Origin of the sequence: Gloeotrichia echinulata CP02, from assembly GCA_038087035.1 — a bacterium.
In the GTDB taxonomy this organism is placed as follows: domain Bacteria; phylum Cyanobacteriota; class Cyanobacteriia; order Cyanobacteriales; family Nostocaceae; genus Gloeotrichia; species Gloeotrichia echinulata.
Genome location: CP051187.1, coordinates 4,766,729 through 4,784,116 on the forward strand (window position 1 = coordinate 4,766,729; position 17,388 = coordinate 4,784,116).

17 protein-coding genes are annotated in these 17,388 nt (G+C 42.9%); 6 read left to right on the forward strand and 11 right to left on the reverse strand.

The features are described 5' to 3' along the window. Positions 1-21: 21 nt before the first annotated feature. Positions 22-1,224, reverse strand: coding sequence for a phosphoglycerate kinase (locus HEQ19_20940; GenBank protein WYM01597.1), 1,203 nt, complete (start codon positions 1,222-1,224; stop codon positions 22-24). 90 nt (positions 1,225-1,314) lie between these two features. Between HEQ19_20940 and HEQ19_20945 the strand changes: the two genes are divergently transcribed. Beyond that, positions 1,315-1,722 (forward strand): universal stress protein, encoded by a 408-nt coding sequence (locus tag HEQ19_20945; protein ID WYM01598.1) that lies wholly within the window; start codon positions 1,315-1,317, stop codon positions 1,720-1,722. Between the two features lie 127 nt (positions 1,723-1,849). Here HEQ19_20945 and HEQ19_20950 read toward each other — a convergent pair whose 3' ends face one another. From HEQ19_20950 to hemW, 3 genes are all read right to left on the reverse strand, one after another. Then, a complete protein-coding gene (locus HEQ19_20950) occupies positions 1,850-2,305 on the reverse strand; it encodes a PIN domain-containing protein (GenBank protein ID WYM01599.1) in 456 nt (151 codons plus the stop codon). Further along, complete coding sequence (locus tag HEQ19_20955; GenBank protein WYM01600.1) at positions 2,302-2,562, reverse strand: hypothetical protein; 261 nt, start codon at positions 2,560-2,562, stop codon at positions 2,302-2,304. Before HEQ19_20955 ends, HEQ19_20950 begins: the two co-directional genes overlap by 4 nt. Positions 2,563-2,644: 82 nt before the next feature. Next, the gene (gene hemW / locus HEQ19_20960) at positions 2,645-3,829 is read right to left on the reverse strand and encodes a radical SAM family heme chaperone HemW (protein WYM01601.1); all 1,185 of its coding nucleotides are present in this window, start codon (positions 3,827-3,829) and stop codon (positions 2,645-2,647) included. A 253-nt stretch (positions 3,830-4,082) separates the two neighbouring features. On the opposite strand from hemW, the gene HEQ19_20965 reads away from it, so the two are divergent. From HEQ19_20965 to surE, 3 genes are all read left to right on the forward strand, one after another. Beyond that, positions 4,083-5,159, forward strand: coding sequence for a PIN/TRAM domain-containing protein (locus tag HEQ19_20965; GenBank protein ID WYM01602.1), 1,077 nt, complete (start codon positions 4,083-4,085; stop codon positions 5,157-5,159). Positions 5,160-5,498: 339 nt separating this feature from the next. Next, positions 5,499-5,753 carry a hypothetical protein gene (locus tag HEQ19_20970; protein WYM01603.1) on the forward strand — a complete coding sequence of 85 codons (255 nt, stop codon included), beginning with the start codon at positions 5,499-5,501 and terminating at the stop codon, positions 5,751-5,753. Between the two features lie 494 nt (positions 5,754-6,247). Then, positions 6,248-6,928: a 5'/3'-nucleotidase SurE gene (gene surE / locus HEQ19_20975; protein WYM01604.1), complete on the forward strand. Its 681-nt coding sequence runs from the start codon at positions 6,248-6,250 to the stop codon at positions 6,926-6,928. Positions 6,929-7,204: 276 nt separating this feature from the next. Here surE and HEQ19_20980 read toward each other — a convergent pair whose 3' ends face one another. After that, positions 7,205-7,507 (reverse strand): hypothetical protein, encoded by a 303-nt coding sequence (locus tag HEQ19_20980; protein WYM01605.1) that lies wholly within the window; start codon positions 7,505-7,507, stop codon positions 7,205-7,207. 473 nt (positions 7,508-7,980) lie between these two features. On the opposite strand from HEQ19_20980, the gene HEQ19_20985 reads away from it, so the two are divergent. Continuing rightward, the gene (locus HEQ19_20985) at positions 7,981-8,658 is read left to right on the forward strand and encodes a sugar transferase (GenBank protein WYM01606.1); all 678 of its coding nucleotides are present in this window, start codon (positions 7,981-7,983) and stop codon (positions 8,656-8,658) included. 34 nt (positions 8,659-8,692) lie between these two features. Here HEQ19_20985 and HEQ19_20990 read toward each other — a convergent pair whose 3' ends face one another. The 4 genes from HEQ19_20990 to HEQ19_21005 form a co-directional block, all read right to left on the reverse strand. Continuing rightward, the gene (locus tag HEQ19_20990) at positions 8,693-9,328 is read right to left on the reverse strand and encodes a HupE/UreJ family protein (protein ID WYM01607.1); all 636 of its coding nucleotides are present in this window, start codon (positions 9,326-9,328) and stop codon (positions 8,693-8,695) included. 149 nt (positions 9,329-9,477) lie between these two features. Next, entirely contained in the window at positions 9,478-10,908 is a 1,431-nt protein-coding gene (locus tag HEQ19_20995) for an ATP-binding protein (protein WYM03532.2), read from the reverse strand. Positions 10,909-11,119: 211 nt separating this feature from the next. Next, positions 11,120-12,871 carry an ABC transporter ATP-binding protein gene (locus HEQ19_21000; GenBank protein ID WYM03533.1) on the reverse strand — a complete coding sequence of 584 codons (1,752 nt, stop codon included), beginning with the start codon at positions 12,869-12,871 and terminating at the stop codon, positions 11,120-11,122. Positions 12,872-13,101: 230 nt separating this feature from the next. Beyond that, on the reverse strand, positions 13,102-13,761 hold the full coding sequence (locus HEQ19_21005; GenBank protein WYM01608.1) for a hypothetical protein: 660 nt from the start codon (positions 13,759-13,761) through the stop codon (positions 13,102-13,104). Between the two features lie 250 nt (positions 13,762-14,011). Between HEQ19_21005 and galE the strand changes: the two genes are divergently transcribed. Continuing rightward, positions 14,012-15,010, forward strand: coding sequence for a UDP-glucose 4-epimerase GalE (galE, locus tag HEQ19_21010; protein ID WYM01609.1), 999 nt, complete (start codon positions 14,012-14,014; stop codon positions 15,008-15,010). Between the two features lie 250 nt (positions 15,011-15,260). On the opposite strand, the gene HEQ19_21015 is transcribed toward galE, so the two are convergent. Both HEQ19_21015 and HEQ19_21020 read right to left on the reverse strand, forming a co-directional pair. Next, positions 15,261-15,905, reverse strand: a complete 645-nt coding sequence (locus HEQ19_21015; GenBank protein WYM01610.1) for a hypothetical protein — start codon at positions 15,903-15,905, stop codon at positions 15,261-15,263. Then, a complete protein-coding gene (locus tag HEQ19_21020; GenBank protein ID WYM01611.1) occupies positions 15,871-17,100 on the reverse strand; it encodes a sulfite exporter TauE/SafE family protein in 1,230 nt (409 codons plus the stop codon). Before HEQ19_21020 ends, HEQ19_21015 begins: the two co-directional genes overlap by 35 nt. Between the last annotated feature and the right edge of the window lie 288 nt (positions 17,101-17,388).

Consider the following 17,388-nt stretch of genomic DNA (forward strand, 5'->3'; position numbering starts at 1 on the left):
TCCCTAATCCCTAGTCCGTGCTTACGCTTCGTCTAAAGCTGCAATACCGGGTAATACCTTACCTTCGAGTAACTCCAAGCTAGCGCCACCACCGGTGGAAATGTGGCTCATTTGGTCAGCTAAACCGACCTTTTCCACAGCAGCCACAGAGTCACCACCACCGATGATAGTGATAGCACCAGTTTTGCCAATTTCCGCTAAGGTATGGGCGATCGCTTCTGTACCTTTGGCAAACTGATCAAATTCAAACACACCCATAGGACCATTCCAAATTACAGACTTGCAATCTGCAAGGGCTGCTTGGAAGACTTTCACTGAGTCAGGACCAATATCCAAACCCAACCAACCATCAGGGATGTTCTCAACGCTCACGATTTGAGAATTGGCATCAGGAGCAAACTTATCTGCTATTACCACATCTGTGGGTAAAAGTAAAGCCACGCCGCGTTCCTTAGCTTTAGCTTCCAAAGACTTCGCCAGTTCTAGCTTGTCCTCTTCCACCAGAGACTTACCGACACTCAAACCACGGGCTTTGTAGAAGGTGAAAATCATCCCACCGCCGATGATGAGCTTATCACACTTCTCCAGCAGTGTTTCAATCACGCCAATTTTGCTAGAAACCTTGGAACCGCCAATAATAGCCGCCAAAGGACGTTGGGGATTTTCAATAGCGTTTTGCAGATACTCCAATTCCTTTTCCACCAAATATCCAGCCACAGAAGGACTGAGGAATTTAGTCACACCTTCAGTAGAAGCATGGGCGCGGTGTGCAGTACCAAAAGCGTCATTTACATAAAAATCAGCATTAGCTGCTAGCTTTTTGGCAAATTCCGGGTCGTTTTTCTCTTCTTCCTTATAGAAGCGGACATTTTCCAGTAACAGCACTTGGCCATTTTGCAAAGCCCCCACAGCAGCAGTAACTTCATCACCGATAGAGTCATCAGTCTTCAAAACTGCTTGACCTAGCAACTCCGAGAGACGTTTAGCAACCGGAGTCAGGCGCAATTTCTCATCCACACCCTTGGGACGACCAAAATGGCTTGTTAAAATGACCTTAGCTCCCTTTTGGGTCAAATCTTGGATGGTTGGCAGAGCCGCACGAATGCGAGTATCGTCTGTGATGTTGCCTTGGTCATCCACAGGCACATTAAAATCAACCCGCACCAAGGCGCGTTTACCAGATACATCAGCAGCAGATAAATTTGCTAAAGTTTTTTTGGACACAGCCAGACCCTCCTGATTGCCTTTTTGTTATTGTTTTGAAAGTAGAACCATCCAGATTTTACCGGAGTCGGGGGTGCCCACGCGAAAGATATGTTCAAAACAGTTCTATTTCCCATCGATCAAAGCCGAGAAGCGCGGGAAGCTGCCGATGTTGTTACCAACGTCGTGCAAAAATATGGTAGTCGGTTAGTCCTGCTGTCAGTGGTCGAAGAACCAGCCACAGATGAGCCTAGTACCGATCCCATGCTGTCCCCAGAAATAGTAGCCAAACTGCTCCAAAATGCCCAAGAGTTATTCTCTCAGCAAGGAATTATAGCAGAAATCCTAGAACGGCAAGGTAAACCAGCGTTTACCATCTGCGATGTCGCCGATGAAATCGAGGCAGATTTAATCATTATGGGCTGTCGCGGCTTAGGCTTGACTGAAGAGGGTGTCACAGAGAGTGTTACTACCCGCGTGATTAATCTTTCACCTTGTCCGGTGTTGATTGTACCGTAAAAACTGAGTTTGTAGAGTTTGTAGGGTGCGTTAACGAAGTGTAACGCACCACCTAAATTTGCTTTGAGAATTGTTTATCATTTAGCAGTGTAATGCACGGTTTGTATTGGTATTGGCATTTATGATCTTATTGGGCAGAGCGAAAATCATTTAGCACCAAAACGCGCAATTCTGTAACCCGCTGAAGTATGGCATCATTAGTTAAAAAAGCCTCGCAATTTGATGCTAATGCGACAGCAATTTGAAAAGCATCAGGTAATTGTATGTTGTATTTAGCACGTAATTGAGCAGCTTCTATTGCTAGGAGTTGGTTAGCAATCGGTACAAATTCAATGTTGTCATTATCAGTAATTAACTCAATGAACTCTTGCTGTAATTGCCTTTGTCCTAAATTATAAGGACGAACTAAACACTCGGCTAAAGTAACCGGTGAAGCAACACCCATCAACGAAGTGTTGCGAAGCACCTCAAACACTATTCTGGTAAGTGGAAAATATTCTGGGTGTCGCTCAACGAAGTAAATAACTGGTGCAGTGTCTAGAAACAACCGTGTTACTCCATGTAAACTTTCTCTAATATTCACTCTAGCTTCCTTGATTGCACTTGTTCACCCTCTATTTCTAAAGACTCTCCACTGCGTATACGTCTGACATATTCCTGAGCATCCATTCCTCCCATGAGATTAGGCGCTATACCGGCAAATTCCATAATGTCGCGGCGTGGTTTGCGTTTGATTTCGCAATGTTGTAGTCTTTGGGTTAAATAAGCAATGAGACTCAATTGCTCATCAGGTGTGAGTTTGTCGGACAATCCTTTAACTTCGTTTAATTCTTTAGACATTTTCGCTCTTCTGGTTATGTTTAATTTGTATCATTTTATCAAGTTTTTTATTGCTTTACGTTTGCTCTAGGGCTAATTTGTTTCATTCCCCCAACTTAGCAAACAACTCCGCCAAGACCACATTAGAAAACAAAAACCCCTGGGGATCACTCAAACGCAACCTTCCCGCGACAACTTCCACCCAACCTTGATCAAAGTGCGATCGCAAATATTGCAAAATCTCCTCTACCTTCCCTTCCCCAAACTCAGCCGCCAAAGTTGCTAAACTCAGTCCCTGGGCTAAACGCAACCCCAACATTAAGGTTTCTAACAACACCTCATCTTTTGGAGTCACTTCGCAATCAATCACACCCCCAGCTTCCACCCATTGATAATACTCTTTGGTTTTACGCGGACGAGTGAACCGCTTACCCTGGATGTAACTAGCAGCACCCATCCCAAAGCCATAATAAGGGCGATTTTCCCAATAAACTCGATTATGCTGACACTGATGTCCCCTTTGAGCATAATTGGAAATTTCATAATGTTCATAACCAGCACTAGTCAAAATTTGCTGCGCCATTTGGTACATTTTGACTGTGGTTTCATCTGTCGGTAAAGGATGAGAACCTGGTTGATAATAACGACCAAAAGCAGTTCCTGTCTCTATGGTAAGATCATATATGGAAATGTGAGTGGGTACTAATGCCACTGCAGTTTCTAAAGAATTCTGCCAATGATCCAAAGACTGATGCGGTAAACCGGATATTAAATCTAAACTAAATTCGGGAACCTCGACTTTGCGGATTAATTCCACAGATGCAAAAATATCTGCAAGTGAGTGTGATCGCCCAGCAACTTTTAATAATTCTTCTTGAAACGCCTGGACACCAAAACTTACCCGGTTCACCCCTAAGCTACGATAGCCTGCTATATGTGCTAAATCAAACGTCCCTGGGTCTATTTCCATTGAAATTTCTGCCCCCTGGGAGATGCCAAAATGCTCCTCTAGGGCTACTAGTATCCGTTGTAACTGGTCTGTTGATAGCAGCGAAGGAGTACCACCACCAAAGAAAATCGTCTTTAGGGGTTGACTAAACGCTGGTGTCATGGCTATTTCTTCGCAAAGAATCTCAACATATTGGGAGATAGTACCAGAGGTTTCACCACGTAGGCGATCGCCCACAACAGACACAGGGAAATCACAATAAAAGCATCGTCGTCTGCAAAAGGGAATATGTACATAAGCAGAACTCGGAATACCAGAAACATTAATTTTTTGATCCATTATGAGAAACAATTAAACTAACCATACTGAAAATTGCCAAAAATTAAAATTAGTAGTTTCTTTACAACTGTTTATCGTTTTACAACAAAACAATGAAAAATATGAAGATAAAACTATTTAGTTATAATATTTGCAGACATTCCTTGCTAAAAACCCTAGTCTAAGTAAATAAATATTTCTGAGTCTAGATCACCGAAGAAATAAAGAATACTTAATTTTATCGGTTAACACCCTCGCAGGAAAAAACACAACCATGCTTGACGCCATTATCATTCTTTCATTTATCCTAGCAGCGTCGGGGATCGGGTTCTACAGCATTGAACTGCTACCCGATGGCACCCTCGACCGAGTGACCAACTTAGAAGCCTTACGTTTAGTTGTAGCTGTCTTTGCTGCCATTATTGGCGGTGCAGTCGGGCTGAGTTTCCAGACGACATATCGTCGCCTAGAGGCACAAGTCCGAGAAATGCCACTGGAAGTGATCTTAACTCGCGCCATTGGCTTAGTGATTGGGCTATTACTAGCAAACTTGATGCTAGCCCCGTTATTTTTGCTACCGATTCCCGTGGATTTTAGTTTTATTAAACCATTGGTGGCTGTTGTCGGCAGTATTATGCTGTCGGTGACTGGTATGAATTTGGCAGATACCCACGGTAGAGGCTTATTACGGTTTATTAATCCCAACACCGTAGAGACGATGGTAGCGGAGGGCACTTTAAAACCTGCCAATACCAAAGTTTTAGACACCAGTTGCATTATCGATGGTCGTATTGAAACGCTACTAGAAACTGGGTTTTTAGAAGGGCAAATTCTCGTGCCACAATTTGTCTTGCAAGAACTCCAACAAGTAGCCGATGCTAGCAAAGACCAAAAGCGGGTCAGGGGAAGACGTGGACTAGAAATTCTCAACCGCATTAAAGCAGCTTACCCTGATCGCATCCTGATTAATCCAGCAGACTACGACGATATTACCACTGTCGATGCCAAATTAGTCCGCTTCGCCCAAGAAATCAGCGGCACCTTGCTCACAAATGACTACAATTTGTCTAAAGTAGCCAGTGTTCAAAAAGTCCCTGTTTTGAACGTCAATGACTTGGTGAACGCTGTCCGTCCCACCTATTTACCAGGTGATAATCTTGATTTGAAAATTCTCAAGGAAGGTAAAGAACCCAGTCAAGGAATTGGCTACCTAGACGACGGCACAATGGTAGTTGTTGAGGAAGGTAGCAGTTATGTTGGTGGTGAACTGCGGGTAGTAGTCACCAGTGCGCTACAAACTACCGCCGGACGGATGATTTTTGCCAAACCTCAAGCTTCAGCATTGGCGTGAGCGAAATTTTCGCTTCAATTACAATTAAATTTTGCCATCGGTGCGGCCAAGCTGCACCGATTTTTTATAGATATTTTTCGCAGGACTTACGCAACTGGCACAAAGCGTGGGCAGGCAGACAGGGCAAACGCATCTGAATATGATTTGCGCTTCCAGGCATTCTGACAGACAGGCGATCGCCACAAAAGTTTTGTAACGAGATTCAACATTTCTGGACTGGATAATATATTCCAAAGATAGAGTTCAATTACAAAAAGACTCATGTAAAATAATCAGTTAAAAGCTTAAAAATTAAACCGATTAATTGAATAATTCGAGTGAAGGAGAGAGTAAAACTTTATGGTAAAACTGTTAGCACAGTCAATTTCACCGAGTGATGCAGCTGGATTGATTGTAGTCTTAGGGACATTCATATTTGCAACATTTTTGGTTTGGATAGGTTTTAATCTAATGAAATCAGGAAACCGACCTGAAAAAGGTGGATTCGAGATGGTAGGTTTAAAATTTAACTTAGAAACTACTTCAGGCGGTTTTTGTATAGCTTTTGCTGCCGTTGTAGTAATAAATTTTCTATCTAAGTTCTACGGACGATAATAGAATTTACGCATTAGTGGAAGAACTAGCGACGCTGTTTTTAGATTGGCGATCTTTAGTTTAAGTTACATTTTCCTTGGTTTATGGTTCATAATTTTGCTCAAATTATGATTTAAAGCACAAACATTACTCCAAGTACAGTGGGTTCTTGCGTACTTAACGTGCTAAATTTTTAATTACAGTCGATAACTTTGTTTTAAAATCAAGGCTTACAGGCGCTTATAGCCAAAATTTTAATCATCAGACCTAAAAGGCAGTAAATAATGGCTGTCATCTTATCCCAGCAAGGAGTTCAAGCTTATTTTTCAACATATTTAGCACGCTAAGTACGCAAGAACCAAAGTCCACATATGTAGGGGCGCAAGGCCTTGCGCCCCCCCAAGGCCTTGCGCCCCCCAAGGCCTTGCGCCCCCCAAGGCCTTGCGCCCCTAATGATGTATCAGGGTTTTTATGAATTGGTATAAGATGCCTGAGTCGGTATCATTCTAAATAATATGACATTCATTCTTACCAACGACGACGGCATCGACGCTCCCGGAATCCAAGCCTTGCTCAAAGCTGTAAATGGCAAAGATGTGATTATTGCTGCGCCGAAAGACCATCAATCTGGCTGTGGACATCAAGTTACCACCCATCGTCCCATCAATCTCCAGCGGCGTTCTGAGACTGAGTTTGCGATCGCCGGTACTCCCGCTGATTGTGTCAGAATCGCCATAACACAAATTAGTCAAAATGTCAAATTCGTGCTATCAGGTATCAACGCTGGGGGTAATCTAGGCGTGGATGCTTATATTTCTGGAACTGTTGCTGCGGTGAGGGAAGCCGCAATTCACGGTATACCAGGAATTGCAATTTCCCATTATTGTAAAGCCAAGCAAAATTTTGATTGGGATATGGCTGCGAGATTGACATCGGAAATCTTAGCTGACTTACTCCAGCGTCCTTTAGAATCAGGAAGCTTCTGGAATGTGAATTTACCCCATCTGCTTCCGGGAGAACCAGATCCTGAACTGGTATTTTGTCAACCTTGTACTAAACCTTTACAGATTAATTACCGGATTGACGGTGATGATTTTTATTATGTAGGAGAATATGGCAAACGCGCGCGCACTCCTGGTAGCGATGTGGATGTCTGTTTTTCCGGTAACATCGCTGTCACCAAGTTAAGTGTTTGACCTAATTTGAAATTTTGGATTTTGGATTGAAAGATTGAAAATCAACAAATTTTAGATTTTGAATTTTGGATTGTATATTTTCCATCCAAAAATCAAAATCCAAAATTCTCTGGTCATAAATCTAAATAGAACCTACTCTCCGGGCACTATAGTAGGGTGAGAAATATCTCAAAATATTTTTATTTTTGACATATTTTGCACCCTACAAAATATGTTGAGTGTGACACCTGGTTTCGTCCGGCTAACATCCCAAATTGGTTAATTTTTGCAAGAGGTCTATTCTTCATCTGAGCCTTGGAGCAATAACATCAAAGTATTTAAGCTTTGTGTTAGTTCGCTGAGTTTTTGTAGTGAATCATCCTGAGATTCAGCAAGACTTTGTACAGCATCACACAAGGCGAAAATTTGATAACCTTGCTGCTGTACCTGCTTTCCCTGTTCCTCGACTTGCAAACTGACCGTCTCTAGTCTGACTGCGAGACTTTCAATTGTCTCTGTAGTCGAGAGTACTGCTTCCCCAATTTGTTCAACAATAGATTCCAAGCGATTTATTTTAACTTCGACGGCTGCGGAAATCATTTTTTTATCACCTCATTTTCCCAGATATTTTTTCACTGAATAATAGCAGCGTTTTTGATCTAGCTTGTTGATAATTTGTGAGCCTGAACGCCCATTGGTTAAACTATCGTGCAAGATGTGTTATCCCATGCTTTTTTCGAGTAAATTCATCCTTTAGAGATGTATTTTGTCTGTTTGATACATTTTTGGAAATGAAGAATTCTATGTTCTAGCGTTCGTACTCGATGATTAGCAAATTATCTTGAAACAAATCTTCATTCACATTAGTGGTTTTTGTACATCCTCCTTTTGATATACATTTCAATATACATTATTCACTTTATCTTAAATTTATAAAAAATGCCGTTATTCAAAATTTTGATGAAGATTAAGCAAATATACAGTTCATATCGATTATTTTGGATAACGCTAAATTTAGGGTCAACATCAAAGGTAAGTAATTCTACCCTTGTTATTTAAGATTTAGCTGAAGAATGTATCAAACACCATTAAAAAACGTTGTTCAAGATCCTACTGCTACAGGTCGAGACTTAAAATTTACTCGTCACCCTTCAGTAGAATCCAAATTTAAACGTTGTTTAGACATTTTGGGGAGCTTGGTAGGGCTATTGATTCTAGCAATTGTATTTGCGCCGATAGCGATCGCTATTAAAATCGATAGTCCAGGTCCAATTTTCTTTACTCAAGAACGTTATGGATTTCAAGGACGCCCCTTTCGGATGTGGAAATTCCGCTCAATGGTTAATCAGGCCGAGAAATTAAAGTCTTTTGTCAAGAACGAAGCTAACGGACTCATCTTTAAAAACAAAAATGATTTCCGGGTAACGCAGGTGGGTCACTTTTTGAGACGTTCTAGCTTGGATGAATTACCTCAGTTTTGGAATGTCTTGCTCGGCGAAATGAGTTTAGTTGGTACACGTCCACCCACTGCTGATGAAGTCATCAACTACAACCAGCGCCACTGGGAACGTTTAAATGTTAAACCAGGTATAACTGGTGAATGGCAAGTTCATGGTCGTTCTTCTGTGACAAACTTTGAACAAATAGTTGATTTAGACCTCCGGTATCAAAAAAAATGGTCTCCATTGTATGACTTGTTGTTAATTGTCCAAACTTTCTCGGTTGTTTTGCGTAGAATAGGAGCGTTTTAAAGCCTGTAAAAATACTCTTTTTAGTCCCTAATCTCTAGTAGTAATACTTAATCGAGTAGCTCAAAAACATGATACCTAGGGCACAAAAAGCTAAACCAGTAAAGCGAATTTTACTTGATAATAGTGGCTTAATTTCTCTGGCACTCATAGCAACAACATACTGAGTCAAGGTAACGCCCAACACATAGGCAACCAGGGGTATGATTCCAGTGCCGATAATCCCATCACCATCAGCATAACCATGAAACAAACCAGCGATCGCTCCTATTACTGTTAATGCTACCCAGTTTGGTAGATTTGAAGTCACCAGCATAGTGCCAAAGATGATAGTAGAAGCTGCGATCGCTATTTCTGCACCTGCTAAAGACAGGGGGAATAGATGAATTATTGTCCCAAACATTGTTGCTAAGACAAAAGTCGCGGCCATCAAGGCGCCATGAACAGTCCTCCCAGAGATTAAGCCAATGGCCACGAGACTAGCTAAATGATCCAAACGAATTACTGGTTCAGCCATTCCCCAAAGGAAGCCTTCAGACCAATTAGAGATGGCGTGATTAACAGGTAATCCACTTAATGAACTGAGCAGGCTAATCAAGACTAGAGCTGCGATCGCGCCGATATGGCGCTGCTGTACTGAGGTAGAAGCTCCTGACAACTCAATTTTTAACATCGATTTACTGTCATTAGTTTTTTGGTAATTTATCCTACCCACATCCTCAGCAAAACTAACACAGCTATTCCTCAACTTTATCTTAACTCCATAAACTTCAGTCAGGGTCAAGGGTCAAGGGTCAAGGGGGGACAAATGACAGCACTTTTTCAAGATGACTTTATTTGTATCGGAATCTGAATCAGGAACTCAGTCCCTTGAAGTGGTGCGGAAATACACTTCAACTGACCACCATGCTGCTTGATAATTTGGTAGCTAATCGACATCCCTAGACCTGTACCTGAACCGATTGGTTTAGTAGTAAAGAATGGGTCAAATATTTTTTGTTGTATCTCTTCTGTCATTCCATATCCGTTGTCAATTATCCGAATTATCACTTTTTCGCCGTCTAAAAGCTCAGTGGAAATCGTGATTTTACCTAAATAATCATCTAATGAATTTAACCTGATATTTCTTAACTCTTCTATCGCGTCAATAGCATTATTTAGGATATTCAGAAACACTTGATTGAGTTTTCCTGGATAGCATTCAACTTTAGGTAAATTGCCGTAAGATTTAATAACTTCTATCCCGATATTACCAGCTTTAGTTTTGCAGCGATTCTGTAAAATCAGCAAAGTGCTATCAAGACCTTCATGAATATTAACCGCCTTGATTTCGGATTCATCTAAACGCGAAAAATTTCGCAATGATAAAACTATCTCTCGGATGCGCTCTGCGCCAATTCTCATTGAAGATAAAATCTTTGGTAAGTCTTCTTTAACAAAAACTAGCTCAATTTCTTCAATCCACTTTTCAATTTCTGTGCTGGCTTGAGGATAGTATTTTTGGTATAATGAAATGACATAAAGCAAATTTTGTGTATATTCATTGGCAATAATGGTATTACCGTAAATGAAGTTAATAGGGTTATTGATTTCATGGGCAATACCCGCAACTAACTGACCTAGAGAAGACATCTTTTCTGTTTGAATCAATTGGGCTTGTGTATTTGCAAGTTCCTTAAGGGCGATTTCGAGTTTTTGAGTTTGCTCTTGGGAGATAGCAGCATTTGCAAGAGATTGGGTCATAGCTGCTCTTAATTTAGATGTCCGCTCTTCTACCCTAATTTCTAACTCTGCTTTGGCTTTTAAAAGAGCTTCTTCGGCAATTTTGCGCTCAAAAATCTCGGCTTGGAGTAGGTGGTTCGCAGCCTCTAGTTGTCCTGGGCTTGGCAAAGCTAATGCCTGGGGAATTAACGGCACTAATATAATGGCTGTATAAACCGAAATAGTAGCTGTCAGTAATTTTAGGGCACCAGATAGCCAGTAAGTGGGGTGCCAGAGTGTCCAGATTTCCATTATATGGGTTGTACCACAGGAAATAATGAAGGCTCCAAATAATAGCAGTATCCCTTGGAAAGGAAAATCCTCTCGCTTTCGCACAAAATAAATCAGGGTTATCGGGATAGAATAATAGGCTAGAGCAATCAGAGTATCTGATATGATGTGCAACCATATCAAGCCTGGCTTCCAGAGGTAACAATGTCCATGCGGAATAAAGAAGCCATCCGCAAACAAGTTTTGTAAAAATTCCAGCATTGATTATCTACTGAGTGTAATTAGTCGAGTCAGTATGGTTGACAAATTATACTCGCATCCTTGACAATTGTCAGAAAATTCTCCTTTCACAAAAAAATACCCAGGCTTTGTTGGGTTACTCTTCCCGTCGGGACGCTCCGCGAACGCCTACCCAAAGCCTCAACTAACTGATAACTGTTTTCTCCCCTGCTTTTTCATTGCGCCGACCTACTTAATGCAATAATTCTTCTATCTGATGCTGGCTCCATAAAGTTTTGTAAAGCCCTGGTTGTTGTAGAAGCTCTAAATGTTTGCCATTTTGGACAATTGTCCCCTTATCCATGACAAAAATTCGGTCTGCAGTGGCTGCGGCGGAAAGTTGATGAGTGATAAAAATCACAGTTTTTTTGAGTTTACCACTGGAAAAATTTTTCAAGATTTCTGCGGCTGTTTGATTATCGACGCTGGAGAGGGCATCATCTAAAATTAACACTGGGGCATCGACCAGCATAGCCCTAGCCAAAGCAGTACGTTGTCGCTGACCGCCAGAAAGAGTAATACCACGTTCACCGACAATAGTTTCATATTCGTCGGGAAAGTTTTTAATTTCCGAGTGAATTTGGGCAAGTTTGGCTACAGATTCGACATTTTCTTGGTCGCTGATGGGGTCGCCGTAGCGGATATTATTATTGATTTTGGTGCTGAAGAGAAAACTATCTTGGGGGACATAGGCGATCGCACTTCTTAAATCTGCTAATGCTATTTTGGTAATGTCCAACCCATCCAAAAATAATTGACCTGGTGCAATATCCAACAAACGTGGTAACGAATTTGCTAACGTCGATTTCCCGCAACCAATAGCGCCGACAATTGCCACCATTTCCCCAGGGGAGATGGTAAAGTTGATGTTATCTACAGCGGGGGTGTTGTAAGATGGGTAAATGTAGGAGAAATTTCTCGCTATCAGTTCCCCTTTAACGTCAGCTTTAGGCAGATTTATAGCATCGATAGAGTCTTGAATTTTGGGTGTTACCGAGAGAATCGACTCTAGGCGATCAATACTCACTTCACCCCGTTGATAGGCAGTAATTGTAAATCCTAACAGAGCGGTGGGGAAAACCAGACGCTCTACATAAATTAGGAGTGCGAGAAAATCCCCAACAGCCAGGGAACCTGCAGCAATCCGCGTAGCCCCTAAAAAGAGAATCACCAGGGAACTGATATTGGCTAACCCACCAATAATGGGAAACAGAGTATTGCGGCTTTTAGCCAGTTTGACGTTAGCCTTCAACAGTTGCTGATTTTTTTGAGCGAAGGCTCGACGCTCATTTTCTTCTTGAGCATAGATCTTAATTAAAGCAATGCCGCTGATATCCTCTTGAATCAGTTCACTGATCTGTGAGAGTTCCTCCTGTACTGCTTTTTGTTCGTTGCGAAGGCGATCGCTAAAGAAAAACACGCACAGAAACATCAAGGGATATACTGCCAGAGAGGCTAATGTCAGATCAACACTAATGACTAGCATCGCTGGCAGCGTGAAGGTGTAGGCAAAGAACGTATTTGCTAAACTCAGGACGGCAAAACCTACTAACCGTTTGATATTATCTACATCACTGGTAGCCCTACTAATCAAATCCCCAGGGGTATTAGTGGCAAAATAACCAGGCTCCAACTTGAGTAGGTGTTCAAAAATCCGCTGTCTGAGGTCAAATTCCACCTGGCGTCCCACCCCAAATATCCAGATACGCGAAGCCATTCGGATTAACCACAGTGCTGAACTCAGCAAAATGATGATGACAACGTAATCTAGTATTTGATGCCACTGGAAATTTGTCGAGAGTCGATCCACACAAGCGCGAATCAACCAGGGGATATAAACACCAAGCCCATTAACAGATAATAAGGCGAGAATGCCTAGTATTAGTTCGCGCCAATAGGGACGTAGATAATCTTTGAGTTTAGCAAGTCGTCGAGATTTTGCCATGCAAGCAATAATTTTTTTGATTCGCACCGAATTGACACTCCCCGACCATTAGGTACGGGGATTCTGTTTTAGGCTGATGACTAGTAGTGCGCCAAACCAGCTCTTGAGGCTTTTGAGGCGGGGGAAGCTTTGGCGCAAAGAGTGTTATTTTTGGTAAAATTTTCACTGCCATTACTTCCCCCGCGCCCCCTGCTTGTCAACACCACCGACAATTTTGGGTTGACAGATCATTAGCGACCACGTAAGAAACCGTAAATCTGGTTGAGATAACTTTCCCACACGTTGGTTGTCAGTGCCAGGGTTTCAGCACTGGGTACAAAATCTTCAATTCGCAATCCCCGTGTTCTAATTTCCTGTGGATTTTGCAACAGGTAGGCGGGGACTTTAATTGTCGGGGTGTTGAATGCTAGGGTAATCTCAGCAGTATTGACTTGCGGTAGGATGGCATTGCCTTGCACGTCTGAGATGTTGGCTGAGGTATTTGCTGGGGCTAAAGCCACCAAGCTGCTAGATGGCGGTAGAGCGCCAACAGGGGACCTAACTAGGAAGTAGGCGATCGCTGGTGTACTTGATAGCAGTAAAATTGCTAGAGACCATCCCAGTAAGTAGCCTCCTGGTTCTTTGATACCGCCCTTTTCAATTTTTTGGGCAGCAAAAATCAACATTAATGTCGATGCTCCCAGAGGCTTTAGCGGAAATGATACCAATCGCCACAAAGAGGCCACAGCTGGCTCATTGGGGTTAACAAACGCCAGCACTAAGACCAGCGACAAAAGTCCTAACACTACGCGCCCTAAAAAAGTCCCCTTGGGATAGAATCTCTGGAACAGGGAAAAGGCAACAGTGCCAATCAATAGCCACACTAGTATCAACGTGAGCGTTCTAAACATAGATTAACTCTCAAATTATCTGGTGCGGTCAGCCTAGAGGTATTGGGAAGTGGATTTATTTTATCGTCAAATTGTAATCGTACCGTTACCTGACTCAAAATACCTCAATCCTCACACCAAAAGACTACCGTCGTAGTGATTTTAGTGCAATTTTTTGACACTGCGTCCATTATTTGTAATTTTTCAGATGAGTAATGTGGCACCAGTAACTTAAATTAATTGAGTAGGTATCAATTCACAAGGAAAAACTATGTCGTCGGCACAGCAAACTATTTTAGTCACCGGGGGCGCTGGATACATTGGCTCCCATACGGTGCTGGCTCTCAAGCAAGCAGGTTATAACCTCGTCATCCTTGATAATTTGGTGTATGGGCATCGCGATTTGGTCGAAAAGGTGTTACAAGTAGAACTGATTGAGGGAGATACGGGCGATCGCCCCCTACTCGATGACCTGTTTAAAACTCGCGATATTGCTGCAGTTATGCACTTTTCTGCCTATGCCTATGTAGGCGAATCTGTGACAGACCCTGCTAAATATTACCGCAATAACGTTTTGGGTACTCTCACCCTGTTAGAAGCGATGCTGGCGGCTTCTGTGAAGAAATTTGTCTTCTCTTCTACTTGCGCTACCTACGGGGTGCCAGAGGTGGTACCGATCCCAGAAAACCATCCGCAAAATCCCATCAATCCCTATGGCGCTACCAAGTTGATGGTAGAGCGGATTCTCTCTGATTTTGATCCCGCCTATGATTTCAAATCAGTGCGGTTTCGTTACTTCAATGCTGCTGGTGCTGACCCCCAGGGCTTGCTAGGTGAAGACCACAACCCAGAAACCCATTTGATTCCCTTAATCCTGCTCACAGCTTTAGGCAAACGCGAATCTATCTCAATTTTCGGCACTGATTATCCTACCGCCGATGGTACTTGTATTCGTGATTATATTCATGTTAGCGATTTAGCAGACGCCCATGTTTTAGGATTGGAATATTTATTAAAAGGCGGCGATAGCGAAGTTTTCAATTTAGGCAATGGTCAAGGCTTCTCTGTCAAAGAGGTTATCGCCGCAGCTGCACAGGTTACAGGACTAACAATACCAGTTAAGGAGTGCGATCGCCGCCCTGGCGATCCACCAGCCTTGATTGGTAGTGGTGAAAAAGCCAGAAACATCCTAGGTTGGAAACCCCAGTTCCCAGACATCAAAGATATTGTCCTACATGCTTGGCAGTGGCATCAACAGCGACATAATTGACGCTGCGAATTTTAGATTTTGGATACTTCTCTACGTTCGCGTAGCGTGTCGTAGACAGAGGCTACGCCAACGACTTCGCTCAGTACAAGTTTTGGATTTTAGATTTTTGGGGTACCTTGCAGACCCCATGTGGAAGTAGTTTCTAGAGGGTCTGCTTCTTGCTTCAACCAACCCTACGCGAACGCAGAGAAGGCGCAAAGTCAGGAAAATTATACCTAATCTTTATCTTTCGGCGGTTCGGGAGTAACTCCTAACTCCTCACTCTCTTGGATGCCACGACGGCAAATGATATACCTATAATTGCCACAATCGGGAGAGCGATCGCCCACAAAGGTATCTGTTGCGGTTTATTTTCTCCCACGTCTTTGTTGACATTTTGGATATTTTGTGGTATAGATTCAACAGATGACCCGGCGGCTACTGTCACCTCAAACTTCAACTCAAAGGGTTTAAAACTTGCGCCTGTGGCTGGTTTACCAGTGAGTTGTAGCTGATATGCTCCTGGTTTGGGGAATGTAATTTCTGTACCGGGTGTACCTTGATAGCGTTCAGCGGTGACAGGTTTTAAGGATGGCTCAAGTAGTGCTGGTTCTCCTGGTGTGTGAGGTTCGGCATAGACAGCTAATTGACAATTACACTCTTTGAGGGGAATCACCTTACCACCTTTGCGGGTGAGAGCAAACCAAGTTTTTGCAGGTTCCCCAGCACGGGGATTATCATTCGGTTCAATGTGGAGAGTGGCGCCAACATCGGCGGCGATTTTCACTTTATGGGCAAAGACGCTGGAAATAGGAGTTACTGATATGACTAATAAACTCAGGAATAATACATAATTTAAGCCAGCACTCCGCACTTTCGTCTCAGCACTTTGATTGGGACTTGTTAGGGGGGACATAATATTTTTCTATGGTTAACGTTGACCAAAAAAAGCGCGAACGTACCAGCAATACACCAAGGGTGACAATTCCCATCAACACAGCCGCTATTTTATTCCCCCCATGCACCGAACCCATATAATGGGAACCAATGATCACGGCATGAATGGCACTCAAGACCAAAGCTGGCACGCCTAATAGATGAATCTGTCGCCAATGCTTACCCAAGGACTTTTGTAATGAGTCAAAACTTGTTAAAGCGGCGGGAGTCATCAATACTAATGCTATAATACCTGCAGCCATGCCCCATTGAAACTCTAGGGGCAAGAACCAAAAGGCGGCAAAATTCCATTGCAGTGAATGTTCAATCATGTGGACAGTGTGAACCACAGACAGCACAAAGGCTGCTACTCCCAAACCACGGCGGTAACGCAGGGGTGATGCCCACAAGCTACTAATCGGACGAGCAATCAGCGCTAAAATCAAGCAGATTATAGCAGCATGTCCGCTATAGTCTACCATTGTATCACCAGTCCGCAGCAAGGTAATGATGCCAATGCTCAGAGTTACCCACCCACCCAAGCGAAATAACTGACTGCGTTTGTCTTGACTGACCAAAGAACTCGATACCCCTACACCTAACATTGTGGGTAGGGTTCCCAAGCCAAAGGCCAGCATCGTGGCGCCACCCATCCACACATTACCAGTTTCAGCGGCTTTAATTTGAGCAGCATACAGGAAACCACAGGGCATTAAACCCCAAGTCATCCCCAAAAGTCCTGGTGTCCACCATTTGGTTTGGAAGGAAAGCTTCACCATTCCTGCACTCAGGCGATTGTGCAAACCTGCTTTTAATAGGGGATGTAACACCGGAATTCGCGGTAGGAAGTTAGGTTTTAGTTGTCCTAACCCAAACCAAATCAGCATCACGCCAGTAATAATTGCGATCCAACGGCGGAAGTCGCTACCAATACCCGCTAGCTGTCCACTTTCCACCAACACCGAACCCAGCGCCCCAATACCAGCACCGACTAGAGCATAGCTCAACATCCGCCCCAGGTTCAGCAAACCATGAAATTTTAATTGCTGTCGCCAATCAGGTTTTTCCTGTTTTTGCGACAGGGAAAATGCCACTGTCAGGGGTCCACACATCCCAAAGCAATGTCCAAAACTGCCGAGGAAGCCCAGGAGCATAATCAGTAATAAATCCAGCATATATCAATTCCTGGGGACTGGGGACTGGGGGACGGGAACAATAACTTTACTCAGCACTCAGCACTACGAATTATGAATTACGCACAGCGGTACTAGTGCTAAAATTTACGTTAAATTATTGAATTGGTCAAAAGACGAGTTGTCAAACTTGCTCCCGGCGTGGGGTTCATGATTTCTCGGTTGAATGCTTGACAACAACTAAGTTGACAAGATATTGTATAGATAATGGGGAAGGTGTGGGCATATATAGTAATTTATGCCAGAATATTCTCCCCTAATTTTGTACTT